An 11,836-nucleotide genomic window follows, 5' to 3' on the forward strand; every position below is an offset into this window, starting at 1 on the left:
ACCGATCACGGATGAGCGTTGGCCCGCAATCGCCGGGCGGCCAAGCGATGCACCTCTTTTCGAGCGGTGGATCCATGAACAGGAGCCGAGGGGTATCGCGTGGAAGAAGTCTGAACGCGGTCCGTGGAAAAGAGGCGAACTTGCACGTCCCTGGAAGGGGCCATTCGCGAGCGCGCCGGTATGCCGCAGGTGATTCCCTATGCTTTGCGGCACTCGAGCATCGTGCGCGGTCTCCGAAAGGGCTTGCCCATCCAAGGGCAAAGATCACACGTTCGAACCATGTCGGGTGCGCCCACCACTCCAGAATTGTTGCGATTCCTCCTCAATCTTCCATTCTAGCGTAGCTCGATGATTACTGGCTGCTTCGCTGAGTTACTTTGCCCGGCCTGGAAGCCGTTGGGTCGGGCTCAAACCAAATTAATCACGACGTCGATATGGCCGCGTGTTGCTTTGGAGTACGCGCACGTCTGATGTGCTTCATCCACCAGGGCCTGAGCGACTGCCCGCTCCACACCCGGCAGGCTGACGTTAAGGCGAGATCGGAGGAAGTAGGCGCCGTCAGCCAGGCAGAGATCGACTTCGGCCTCGATGGCCAAGCCAGTTGGGAGAGCGACCGTCCGTTGGCAGGCCGCAAGCGCGATGGCGCTTTCGAGGCTGGCCGACCAGGCGGCTGCAAAGAGTTGCTCCGGATTGGCGCCGATACGCCCGGAGCCGGGGGTTGAAAGCCTGATGTCGAGAAAGCCGTCAAAGCTGCGCGAGGCGCCGTATTCGCGACCTCCCGTGGTTCTGGTCTTGACGGGCCGGCGTGCACTGAGTCGATTCCCGCTGTCAGCGTTCGTTCCTAAGGGTCCGAAATGACATTGCTGTACCGAAGTTGCGCTACAGTGCGACATACCAAAGGGACATCCAGGAAGCGAAGCGCTGTTCGAGACGGCGATGAAAGACGTGGCGCCTTAGCCTCGAACTAGGAACGATTAAACAAACGGTGAGTTCGCTCCGAAGCGCAATCAAAAAGCAAAACCAAGGGGATTGAATATGACGCGATCCATGGAGGACCTTAGGCGGGAGTCCGAGCGCAACCGAGCGGAATTGGCCGCGACGGTCGAACGATTGAAGCAGGGAATAACGGACACCACCCAGGACCTCCGGCAAATGGTCTCGCCCCAGCACATCAAATCCGAAGTCTCCGGTTACGTGAGCGACAAGGCTCAAGGCTGGATCGAAAGCCTCAAGCGGCAAGCGATGGATAATCCGATGCGCGCGGTGGCCGCGGGAACAGCGGTGGCCGTTCCGCTGCTGAGATTGGCGCGGGGTGTGCCCCTGCCGCTTCTCATGGTCGCAGCGGGTCTAGCTTTGACCTCAAAGACTGTGCGCGATCGTGCTGCCGACGCGGCCGCGCCGGTTATGGAAAGGGCCGGGGAACTGATCGACCAGGCCGCCGTAAGCGCTGAGGCGGTAAGGAGTGGAGCGCAGGAGCAGTTCTCCGCGTCACAGGAGCGCGCCGCCGGTGCGGCCAACGGTGTCAAAGAGGCGGTCATGAGCGCGGCCGACGATCTCAGGACGCGAGCAACCGAGGCGGCAGGTAAGGTCGGCGACAAGATCACCGGCGGCATGGATGCCATCCAGGGTTCGGCTGCCGCCGCTCCTGAACAGGCGCGTCAGATCATCGGCGATAATGCCGCGCTGATCGGCGGGCTAGGTATCGCCATCGGAGCAATCATCGCGGCCGCTCTTCCGGAAACGAAGATCGAATCCCAAACCATGGGCCAAGCAAGCGATAACCTGAAACATGCTGCGGGCGAAGCGGCTCAATCCGGGCTGGAGGCAGCCAAGGATGCGACGTTGTCGGCTGCCGATGCTGCGACGAGAAGCGTCGGCGAAGCCGATCTCGGCAGGCACGCGAGCCGCATGACCCGAAATATGGCCGACACCCTCAAGGACGCGGCTGGTGAGGTTGTAGACGCAGCATTGAGCCCTTCCCAGAATTCCAACACTTGAGAGAGAAGTATCATGAGCGATCCAGACGTGATCAAGCCGGCTAATTTCGCCCAGAACAAGAGCTCCACGAGCGGTCTAAAGGAACAGATCGGCGATGCGGGGGCCCAGATTAAGCAGCGCGCCGGAGGGGCCTTGCAGGCGTCGGCGGACGCGGCACGTGATAAGTTCCATGAAGCGACGGATGCCGCCACGGAAGTCGCGAGTGGCGCCGTGGATCAGATTCAGAGCCGCGCACGGGAGCAGCAACGGACGGGAGCCGATTTCGTCGAGCGCCTAGCGGGAAACTTTCGACAAGCTGCCGGCGCCTGCGAAAGTGACGTGCCATTTGCCGCCCGTGGCATTAGTTCGGCGGCAGACTATGTCGAGGAAGCCGCCGCGAAGATTCGCGACGGCAGCTTCCGCGATCTGGTCGACGGAGCCACGGACTTCGCGAAGCGGCAACCGGCGGCGTTTCTCGGCATATCGGTGCTGGCCGGGTTCGCAGCGGTGCGTTTTCTGAAGGCTTCCGGCGGAAACGCCTCATCTTCGCCAGGAGGTGGGTCGAGCTCGTCCCGCGCGGGGACCGCTTATGCGAGCGAGGACGGATTCTCGGCGCAAACTTCTTCGGGCTCTGAGCCTGGACAGCAAAAAAATACATCCTCGCAAAGCGGCAGCGCGTCATGACCATCGACCAGGATATCAAAACTGGGCAGAATGATCTGCGGCACGTTTCCGGCTTGGTCAGCGATGCCATCGCCCAGTTCGCCAAGCTTTTCCAGACCGAGGTCGATCTGGCCAAGGCCGAACTTAGTGAAAAAGTTCAAAAGCTAGGCGGAGCAGTAGGACTTCTTGTTGGGGGCGCCGTCCTCGTCATCCCGGCCATAACTATGGGGCTGCTGGCCTTGTCATCAGCATTGATCGCTGCAGGGTGGTCGCAACCTTTGTCGTACCTGACCTCGGCGATCGTCGCCGCCGTCATCTCGGGCGCTTTATTCGCCGTCGGCATCAACCGGCTGGACGCGCGCAAGTTGGCGCCCCGAGAGACCATCCGGCAGCTCGAAAAGGACAAGGATACTGTGAAGGGAATGATGCGATGAGCGACAGGCAAACCGGCTTTTTCGACAGTCTGATCGCCGCGGCGCGGGTTAACCCGCTATCCGCCGCCCTGATCGGAGGCGGCGCATTGTGGCTTCTGGTCGGTGACGAGAGGCTGAAAGGCGCTGCGCGTTCCGCCGTCACTGCAGCGACCGATGTTGTCGACAGCGGCACGAGCAGTTTGGCGACGGCCGCATCCGAATTACGGCGAACCGCAGCACCTCCGATGGGGGCGGAGACGGATCGTGGAGGAGGTGGAGCGCGCGGGACCCTGCGCGCGGCCACCGGTGCCGCAGCCGACTCCATGTCGGAAGCAGGGGAGAATGTCCGCGACCGTTTCGACGAGGGTGTCGCCTTCGCTCGCGAACAATTCGGCAAGCTGGATAAACCGTTGCCGGTAAAGGAGACCTTGACGAAGGCCCAGTCTTCGCTTGGCGATATGCTCGAGAGGCAACCGCTTGTTTTGGGCGCGGTTGGCTTGGCGATCGGTGCTGCTGTGGCGGGCGCGTTTCGGACGTCAGACATCGAGGACCAGTACATCGGCGGGATCAGCGACGATGTGATGGGCGAATTGAGCAAGCGTGGGACCCAGGTATCAAAGGCGCTGCGCGAAGCCGCTGATACTGTTATCGCCGAGGTGAGCGATACCGGAGCCGAGGCCATGGATCGAGTGAAGCAGGCGGGCACGGATGCCGCTCAGACAGCCAAGGGTAAGGTGAATTCGTCTTAGAGCATTTTCGAGCGAAGTGGACGCCTGTGCCGTGCTCGGACGTGACGCGTCAACTCAGCTCGTTCCACCTCATCCAACTCCACAAAGCGTCGACCCATGGCCTAACCTCCCCAAATCTGGAGAGTCCGCTGTGAATGCTGATCGAACTTTGACCCCCCTCAATCATCGCACGCGCAGATCTAAACTCTTGATTTTATTGATGTGGGAACGGTGACCCCGGCGCCGATCGGCGTCCGGACCCCACGCCTATTGACACCGCTATCTCGCGCGCCGCGCTCCTACCGCGGCTAACCTCCGTCAGGTCCATCTCATCCCGAGCGAACTGTTCGATGCGCTGCGGACGCGCGGCTTCGAAGTCCGTCCGGGAAATCTCGGCGAGAACATCACAACGCTGGGTCTCGATCTCGAATGCCATCCTCTGGGCACCAGGCTTCGCCTTGGTGCCTCGGCGATCGTCCGGCTGACCGGCTTGCGCACGCCGTGCATACTGATCGATCGCTTCGAGGCCGGATTGAAGGATGAGCTCCGAGGCGGCTTGCTCGGACCGCGTTTCAGGGCCGGCGTCATGGCCGTCGTATCGGACGGAGGCGAAGTCTCGCCGGGGGACTCGATCCGCGCGGTCCTGCCTCCACCTCCCCACCTGACCCTTCCACCGCTTTGATCAGGTCGGCCGTGGTCAATCACCCGGCGTGAAGATCGTGGATGACGGGTCGCAGGCCGACCGTCGTGATGTCGATCGTCGCAAGCGTTGTGGGCAGCTTGAAGCGTCGCCGGCCCGCGCTTCCCGGATTCAGGTAGAGCACGCCGTCCACAGTCTCGATCTTCGGCACATGGGAGTGGCCGGACACGACGACGTCGATGCCGCGCGCGACCGGATCGATCTGCAAGGTTTTCAGATCGTGCAGCACGTAGATCGACCTCTCCGCCAGGCGAACAAGTTTGGTCTCCGCGTACGCGGCTGCCCAGTCGCCAGTATCCACGTTTCCTCGGATTGCAGTGACCGGGGCAAGGCAGCAAAGCGCTTTGATGATGTCGGGATCCCCGATGTCCCCGCCATGAAAGATGTGGTCGACGTCGCTCAGGAGACGCTCTGCCTCCGGCCTCAGTAGACCATGCGTGTCGGAGTTGATGCCGATCCTGTAGGTCATTGGTCGAGGTGCCCAGCATCGGCTTTCGGGTGGCGCCGCGTCTCGCCCGGGCGCGTGGCCATTGCGTCGAGGCGAGGGAACCAATCCCCCGCGGACTGCGGCTTCTCGAAAGAGGCGCCTTCATCGATCCAACCATCAAACTCCGAGCTTGGCCAGCCGGTCGATCAGTTCGACCTGGCCGGACAGTATCTTCGTCTTCGCGGTGTCGAGATCAAACCACTCCGCGCGGTCGATTTCCGGAAATGTCTGAAGGCGTCCGCTGCGGGGCGGCCACTCGATTTCGAACGAATTGCTGACGAGCCTTGCCGGATCGAATTCACCTTCTCCGTAGAAAGCGACCACGCGCTTACCGCCACGTTGCCGAATCTCGCCCAGCGGCCGTAACTGTCCGATGGATGCCGCCGAGCCGAGCTCCTCGGCGAATTCCCGACGTGCCGCCGCCTCCGGATCTTCCGTTGCTTCGATTTCGCCCTTTGCGATAGACCACGCTCCGTTGTCCTTGTTTCTCCAGAACGGTCCACCGGGGTGGACGAGCAGAACTTCAAGGCCATCGCGCCCGCGACGATACGCCAGGATGCCGGCGCTCGATTTAGCCTTGGACAAGCGGAGGCCGTCCGTCATCTCGGTGTCCCCGTGGCCTAGGTGGCAATATATGTGCCCGACGCGGCTTTCCCGACGGAATCCCCAGCGTCTACCGCGCGAGCCGGGAAGCTTCGAACACGGCGAACAGCGTGGCTGGTCCCGGGTACACCTCGACGCAACCGCCCTTTCGGAGTGAGCCTTCCGTAAAGCCACCGCAGAGGACGCCGATCGTCTCGATGCCGGCCTTCCTGGCCGCCTCGGCGTCATAGGGCGTGTCGCCGATCGCGACCGCGTCCGCGCCTTCGATCTTCAGTTTCTTCAGGACGATCTCAAACACGTCTGGCGCGGGCTTGGATTCTTCGGCGTCTTCGGCCGATGTCGAGACCTCGACCAAGTCGGTGATGTCCGCGATCTTCAAATACTCCTCGAGTTCGGCCTTCTTGGCCGACGATGCGATGGCGACGCGAAGCCCCGCATCGCGCACGCGACGCAGCAGGTCTGGGACCGCCGAGAACGGACGAATGAGCGGCAGGTACTTGCTCTTGAACCGCTTGCAGCGCCACTCTTCCAATTCCTTGCCGTGGTCGTGCTGGTCGTACGCGGACAGGAAGACGGGAATCAGCTTGTCGCCACCCTTGCCGATCTGGCCGCGGGCTTGTTCGAAACTGACGTCGTGACCGAACATCACCATGGCCTCGTGCCACGCGATGGCATGGAGATCGACGGAGTCTAGTAGTGTACCGTCGAGGTCGAAAATCGCGGCTTTCGGCATTCAAGCTCCTCCGGGCGGTTCCCGCCCGATCTTTGCGTATCAAGCGAATAGGGCGTGTTTTTCGCCTTGTGCCGGCTGAGGTCCGGCGAGCCGTCCTTCCACCAAGGCAGCGCCCTCGCGTGCCGATCCTGCTTGCGACGGGATATGCCGGATCGGAAGACGGCGACAGCCTCGATGTCTCGCGCCTGGGTAAGCCCTATACCCAGGATCAACTTGCCTCCGAGATCGCCCCCCTCCTTCCTGACTGCAACCCTCAGGTCGCCCCCATGCAGCCGTGGTCGCCGGTGCGGGTTGGCCTCCGGATGAATTGCTCGAGCGAAGCTCGCTAGTCGTTTTCGGCCACCATTCGACATCCGGCTTCATAGTCCCTCATGGCCTGCCGCAATTCGCGTTCGGCTCGGTACCAGAACTCGCTGTCCTCCCCACCGGTCGGTCACTCCGCTCCCAGAACTGATGGGCACGCTTCCGGATCTCGTCTTCGGCCGGGCTTTCCTTGGCCAGAGCCTGATCTTCCAATTCGAGGCTAAATTCTATGACGCGCGCGATGGTCTCCCGGTCCGAGATCCAGCGGGCGAGCATGCGGTATTTATCGGCCTTGGCACGAAGCTGAGCGATGTCTGGATCCTTGGCCACGGTGACCTCCGATTACTCATCTTAAGACGGCGGACGGCCCGAAAAGTTTCGCCCTCGGCCTTCCGATCAAGGTGACTTAGACGCTCGCCTTGGGACACCAGCCCTTCGTACCAGTCTCATCTTTCGGCGAGCACACCATCCCGCCGTCGAAGCGACCAGCCAGCCGAGCGATGCGCCGATGAAAGCCGCCGCTACCCCGCGTTCCACCGTCAGCGAAAAGACGATCGCGAACGCCAGCATGCCAAGAGCACCGAGAACGGCCCCCGCGGCATCGAGGGCGGCGGCCTCTTCACCGCGTCGCCGGCCGTCGAGTCCCGCCTCCCGTTTGCGCCTGATTTCGTGCTTTTCGATCAGGGTCGCGCTCGCGCAGAAGATGGCCGGGAGGGCCAGAAACAGGCCCCCGATCGATGCGCCATACCGACTGCTGACGAGCCCGGTGAAGACGGTGGCGGCCCCACCCAATGCGAACCTCACCAGGTATTCGTACCACCGGCCCTCTTTGAGTGAGGAAGGCGAAAAGCCGATCGCGCTCATGTCCGGCCCCCGGCGACCACCAATAAACCGAAGGCGACGATCAGCCAGGCGACAACGGCGATCAGCGTCGCCGGCGCTGCCCTCAACCGCGCCCGCATCAGGAGTTGGCAGACAACGATGCCATAGACAGCCAGCGCAATGGCGCCGGCCATCATCGACCAGGTCTGCTGGGCGGCGTACCCTACTCCGTGCTGGTAAATCGCTATGCCAAGCGTAGCCAGGGCAACCGAGGGAGCGGCCGCGAACAGTCCTGCAAAGCTCTTGGGACGCAGCATGTCCCCAAGCATGGCAAACGCCGACACCACGATGCCGCCGATAAGAAAGCGGACGACGTACTCCATCATCTGACTTTGCTCTTGGACGGGCCGCCGCTCGCAACACCGGCCCGGTGACCGATCTGATACTCAAGAACCGGCATAACCGTCATCCTGTGACGGCTTTGTCGAAAAGCCGGTCAGAAGACGAAGAAACCTCTCCAGGGCGGCTCCAATCGCGAATCCCGCGACCACGTCGCTCGCCCAGTGCGCCAGGACCAGCACGCGGGTCAGCGACAAGCCGACCGCCAGCGTGCGGACCGCCCAACGAGGTCCAGCCGGCAATCCGGCCGCTGCCGACGCCAGCGCACCCATGTGCAAAGCGTGGCCAGACGGAAAAGCGTCCTCCCGCTTACCGGAAAAAGAGATGCCGCGAATATGCCCGACGACGGTCTTGCGGTCCGGGCGCGTTTGGTCGACTAGACGCTTCATTCCGTGAGGCAGCAGCGACGCGGCTGCGGCAACCAGCAAGGCATGATTGCCGGCGCATCGCAAAGGTTCGCCGGCACGTCTAGTCGCCAGCCAACCTGCAGCGGCAAGGATTAGCAGGACCTTCTCGTCTGCGCCCCATGTTAAGGCCCGCGCCAGTTTTTCAGGAGCGGGGCCGGTGTTCCGGGCGATCGTACGAGCGACCGAGATATCCGCCTTCGTGGGTCGAACTTCAACGGGAAACCGCGATCCTAAACGCGGGCGGACTTGCCGGGATCTTGGTGCGAGGGGCATCGGAAAAAGCCAACTGTCTTGTGGGGCCTTCCAACGCACCACAAGGTTTCGAGTTTCATTTTTCTGTCACAAAAGGGACTGGAGATCTCTTGAGCCCACCGCCGAGTGTCCATTGCTGGCGTTCTTCATCGCGGTCGAGGCGTGGCCTCACCCGCCTTGGCGTATTGATCGGTATTCGGTTGGGAGCGCGATTTGGCTGGCAAAAAGCCGCCGGCTCCCGCCGCCGGGGTCGGAATTGCCGCTAAGACGCCGCCGGGGAGCCCGCGCCGGACGCCTTCGACTGGCCGGCTCATCGCCCTCCCCGACCTGATACCCATGCGAAGGCCTCCGGCGGCGTTAGCAGCTTGGATCTCATTCTTTCTTGCCGAAGATGCCGTCGACGACCTGCTTTGCTGTCTCGCTGATGATGCCGCCGGTGGCACCGTCGCCCTTGGCCATGGCCGACATGAAGCCTCGGCCTCCTTCAGTGTGAGGTGCGGAGGGAGCGGCGCGACATCGGGATCGATTTTCACTTCGAGCACCACCGGCCGATCGCTGGAGAGGGCTTCCTGCCACGCAGATGCCAATCTGTCCGGTGAATCCACGAAGATTCCCTTGAAGCCAAGCATCTCTCCGAACTTTGCGTAGGCGAAATCGGGAATGTCCTGCGAGGCGTCGAACCTTGGATTGCCCTCCATGACACGCTGTTCCCAGGTAACTTCGTTGAGGTCCTGATTGTTGAACACGCATACGATCCAGCGCGGATCCGCCCAGCGCTTCCAATATTTCTGCACCGTGATCAGTTCCGCCATGTTGTTCATCTGCATGGCGCCGTCGCCGACGAGCGCAATCACGGGGCGGTCCGGATGCGCGGACTTGGCGCCGATGGCGTATGGTACCGCCACCCCCATGGACGCCAAGCCTCCGGACAACGATGCGGACTGGCCCTGCTGCACCCGGTAGTCACGGGCAAACCAGTTGGCACAGGATCCGCTATCGCTGGTGACGATGGCGTTCGCCGGCAGCAAGGGCGACATTTCCCAGACAACGCGCTGCGGATTGACGGGTTTGGCCTCCGTCTTCGCGCGCCCTTCCAGCTTCTTCCACCATGCAGCAATGTTGGCCTCGATCGTCTTCGACCATTCCCGATCGTCCTGGCGTCGAATCAATGGGAGCAGCGCTTTCAAAGTGGCGGCGGCGTCGCCATGCAGGTTGACATCGGCCGGATAGCGCAGCGAGAGCATCGAGGCCTCGATGTCGATTTGAACGGCGCGAGCGGCCCCGTCCTTGGGCAGGAATTCCGACCACGGAAAACCTGTTCCAACCATCAGGAGCGTGTCGTACCCTTGCATCAGGTCCCAGCTAGGCTCGGTGCCGAGCAGGCCGATCGCGCCGGTGACGAACGGCAGGTCGTCCGGTAACACGTCCTTGCCCAGCAGCGCCTTCGCAACGCCGGCCCCAAGAAGGGTGGCCATCTCGATCAGTAGCGGCGCCGTCCCTCGGGCGCCAGCGCCGACGAGCATCGCTACTCTCTTGCCGGCGTTCAGGATCTCAGCCGCTTTTGATAGGTCGACATCTTCGGGAATGATCTTGGGTCTGGAGTAACCGACGCCCGACCGCGTGAAGCCGTGCGCCACGGCCGGCTCGACGTAGTCCTCGTCCTGGATGTCTTTCGGTAGGATGATGACCGTCGGCGCATTGTTGGCTTTTGCGACTCTGATACATCGGTCCAGAAGGTGCCGTACCTGGGCCGGCGAGGACGCCTCCTGGACGAATCCAGCAACGTCCGCGAACATGCGGTCAAGGTTGAGTTCTTGCTGGTAGCTGGCACCGCGGACCGTCGCTTCGGCCTGGCCGCAAATTGCTAGAACCGGAGCGTGATCGAGCTTGCCGTCGTAAAGGCCGGTGATCAGGTGGGTCGCCCCGGGACCGCCGGTCGACAGGCATACTCCCAGTTCGCCGCTGAATTTGGCGTGCGCGACTGCCATGAAGGCGGCCATTTCTTCGTGCCGGACCTGGATGAATTCGATGTTGCCAGCCCGCTGCAGCGCGCCGATCACGCCGTTGATGCCGTCCCCGGGATAACCGTAGATGCGGCGAACTCCCCAAGCATGTAGCCGTTCGACAACAAAATCACCGACCTTCATTTTCACAACTCCGGATTGGCGGGAAGCGACGCGTTCTTCTCGATCAGCCCCTGTTGCTTGAGTTCGGCCCAGAAATCGGAAGGAATCTTGGCCTGCAGCGAATTATAGTCCTCCTGAATCTGCTGAGCGCTTCGCGCGCCCACGACCAGAGCGACAGCGACGTCCGCTGCCGACGAGAACTGAAGCGCAGCGGTGCGCAAATCGACGCCGTACCGGGCGGCTATCGCCTTGAGCTTCTCCCTCTTGTCGATCACGGCGCCAGGGATATTGAAGTTCTCCTTGCCGTAGTTGTAGCGCGGACTGCCGGAAATGAACCCGGCATTGAGCGAGGAGCCGATGACGAGCGAAACGTTCTTTTTGCGCACGACCGGGAATAGCTCGTTTACCGCGCTGGCGTGATCGACCAACGAATATTGCCGGGCGCACAGACAGACGTCAGGATCAGCATCCTCCATGACCTTAAGGATGGGCAGCGGCGTATTCACGCCGATGCCCCAAGCCCGGATGATGCCTTCGTCGCGCATTTTCGAGAGAGCCGGAAATGCACCTTTGCGGGCGATTTCGTACTGCTCCTCCCAGCCGTTCGGAAAGAATGCAAAGTCAGGTGAAATGTCGTGCACGAACGCCACGTCCAGGCTGTCGACGCCGAGACGCTGGAGGCTATCCTCGATCGAGCGGCGAACGCCGTCGGCGGTATAATCGAACACGATATCGTTTGGAGAATCAGAAAACGGATAAATCTCTGCATGCTTGTTGTTCTTGGAAGCCTTGAAGAGCTTTCCGACCTTGGAGGAGAGCAGATAGTCTTCGCGCTTCTGGTTGTGCAAAAAGTGGCCGAAGCGGCGCTCGGAAAGTCCAAACCCATACCAAGGCGCCACGTCGAAATATCGCACGCCCACTGCCCACGCAGCTTCGAGAGTCGCCTCGGCATCCTTGTCGGTATGCTTGTTGAATTCGTTGCCGAGGGATACGCCGCCAAGTCCGAAACGAAACTCCGGTTTGTAGATCTGATGCGCTCGATTGGTCATTGCGGCGTGCCTCGTCCGTGGGTGAGGACTGAACAAAAGGCAAAGACGCAAGTTCCATAGCTGAGACCTTTGAGGCCAGCCGCGACGCTCACCCACAACGGCGAGAGAAGAGCCGAAGGTGGAACCGGCTGATCCGCGGAGACTTTTCTTATGGGCATCGCCGCGAGCTTCTTC

At 61.8% G+C, this 11,836-nt stretch carries 14 protein-coding genes and 2 pseudogenes; 6 read left to right on the top strand and 10 right to left on the bottom strand.

Annotated elements, in window-relative coordinates; translation table 11 throughout:
* Positions 1-22 precede the first annotated feature (22 nt).
* A pseudogene (locus ACP2YO_RS33805) lies at positions 23-255 on the top strand (tyrosine-type recombinase/integrase); the annotation flags it as partial.
* A 152-nt stretch (positions 256-407) separates the two neighbouring features.
* On the opposite strand, the gene ACP2YO_RS33810 reads toward ACP2YO_RS33805, so the two are convergent.
* Positions 408-893 (bottom strand): Ohr family peroxiredoxin, encoded by a 486-nt coding sequence (locus tag ACP2YO_RS33810; RefSeq protein ID WP_426435453.1) that lies wholly within the window; start codon positions 891-893, stop codon positions 408-410.
* A 142-nt stretch (positions 894-1,035) separates the two neighbouring features.
* Between ACP2YO_RS33810 and ACP2YO_RS33815 the strand changes: the two genes are divergently transcribed.
* The 5 genes from ACP2YO_RS33815 to ACP2YO_RS33835 all read left to right on the top strand — a co-directional run bounded on the left by ACP2YO_RS33815 (position 1,036) and on the right by ACP2YO_RS33835 (position 4,463).
* A complete protein-coding gene (locus ACP2YO_RS33815; protein WP_426435454.1) occupies positions 1,036-1,998 on the top strand; it encodes a DUF3618 domain-containing protein in 963 nt (320 codons plus the stop codon).
* Positions 1,999-2,010: 12 nt separating this feature from the next.
* Positions 2,011-2,661: a hypothetical protein gene (locus tag ACP2YO_RS33820; RefSeq protein ID WP_426435455.1), complete on the top strand. Its 651-nt coding sequence runs from the start codon at positions 2,011-2,013 to the stop codon at positions 2,659-2,661.
* Positions 2,658-3,074, top strand: coding sequence for a phage holin family protein (locus ACP2YO_RS33825; RefSeq protein ID WP_426435456.1), 417 nt, complete (start codon positions 2,658-2,660; stop codon positions 3,072-3,074). Before ACP2YO_RS33820 ends, ACP2YO_RS33825 begins: the two co-directional genes overlap by 4 nt.
* The gene (locus ACP2YO_RS33830; RefSeq protein WP_426435457.1) at positions 3,071-3,802 is read left to right on the top strand and encodes a hypothetical protein; all 732 of its coding nucleotides are present in this window, start codon (positions 3,071-3,073) and stop codon (positions 3,800-3,802) included. Before ACP2YO_RS33825 ends, ACP2YO_RS33830 begins: the two co-directional genes overlap by 4 nt.
* Before the next feature lie 334 nt (positions 3,803-4,136).
* On the top strand, positions 4,137-4,463 hold the full coding sequence (locus tag ACP2YO_RS33835; RefSeq protein WP_426443374.1) for an MOSC domain-containing protein: 327 nt from the start codon (positions 4,137-4,139) through the stop codon (positions 4,461-4,463).
* A 19-nt stretch (positions 4,464-4,482) separates the two neighbouring features.
* Here ACP2YO_RS33835 and ACP2YO_RS33840 read toward each other — a convergent pair whose 3' ends face one another.
* The 9 genes and pseudogenes from ACP2YO_RS33840 to ACP2YO_RS33880 form a co-directional block, all read right to left on the bottom strand.
* Complete coding sequence (locus ACP2YO_RS33840) at positions 4,483-4,950, bottom strand: metallophosphoesterase family protein (RefSeq protein WP_426435458.1); 468 nt, start codon at positions 4,948-4,950, stop codon at positions 4,483-4,485.
* A gap of 135 nt (positions 4,951-5,085) precedes the next feature.
* Positions 5,086-5,571, bottom strand: a complete 486-nt coding sequence (locus ACP2YO_RS33845) for an NUDIX domain-containing protein (RefSeq protein ID WP_426435459.1) — start codon at positions 5,569-5,571, stop codon at positions 5,086-5,088.
* A gap of 70 nt (positions 5,572-5,641) precedes the next feature.
* Positions 5,642-6,304, bottom strand: a complete 663-nt coding sequence (locus tag ACP2YO_RS33850; RefSeq protein ID WP_426435460.1) for an HAD family hydrolase — start codon at positions 6,302-6,304, stop codon at positions 5,642-5,644.
* Positions 6,305-6,673: 369 nt separating this feature from the next.
* On the bottom strand, positions 6,674-6,937 hold the full coding sequence (locus tag ACP2YO_RS33855; RefSeq protein ID WP_426435461.1) for a hypothetical protein: 264 nt from the start codon (positions 6,935-6,937) through the stop codon (positions 6,674-6,676).
* 66 nt (positions 6,938-7,003) lie between these two features.
* A complete protein-coding gene (locus ACP2YO_RS33860) occupies positions 7,004-7,471 on the bottom strand; it encodes a DUF3147 family protein (protein ID WP_426435462.1) in 468 nt (155 codons plus the stop codon).
* On the bottom strand, positions 7,468-7,815 hold the full coding sequence (locus ACP2YO_RS33865) for a DUF3147 family protein (RefSeq protein WP_426435463.1): 348 nt from the start codon (positions 7,813-7,815) through the stop codon (positions 7,468-7,470). The genes ACP2YO_RS33860 and ACP2YO_RS33865 overlap by 4 nt, the downstream gene beginning before the upstream one ends.
* 60 nt (positions 7,816-7,875) lie before the next feature.
* Complete coding sequence (locus tag ACP2YO_RS33870) at positions 7,876-8,256, bottom strand: phosphatase PAP2 family protein (RefSeq protein WP_426435464.1); 381 nt, start codon at positions 8,254-8,256, stop codon at positions 7,876-7,878.
* Positions 8,257-8,859: 603 nt separating this feature from the next.
* Positions 8,860-10,640: pseudogene (locus ACP2YO_RS33875) on the bottom strand (thiamine pyrophosphate-requiring protein).
* Positions 10,637-11,662 carry an aldo/keto reductase gene (locus ACP2YO_RS33880; protein ID WP_426435465.1) on the bottom strand — a complete coding sequence of 342 codons (1,026 nt, stop codon included), beginning with the start codon at positions 11,660-11,662 and terminating at the stop codon, positions 10,637-10,639. Before ACP2YO_RS33880 ends, ACP2YO_RS33875 begins: the two are co-directional and overlap by 4 nt.
* Positions 11,663-11,836 lie beyond the last annotated feature (174 nt).

This window comes from Bradyrhizobium genosp. P (genome assembly GCF_049949265.1).
GTDB lineage: Bacteria > Pseudomonadota > Alphaproteobacteria > Rhizobiales > Xanthobacteraceae > Bradyrhizobium.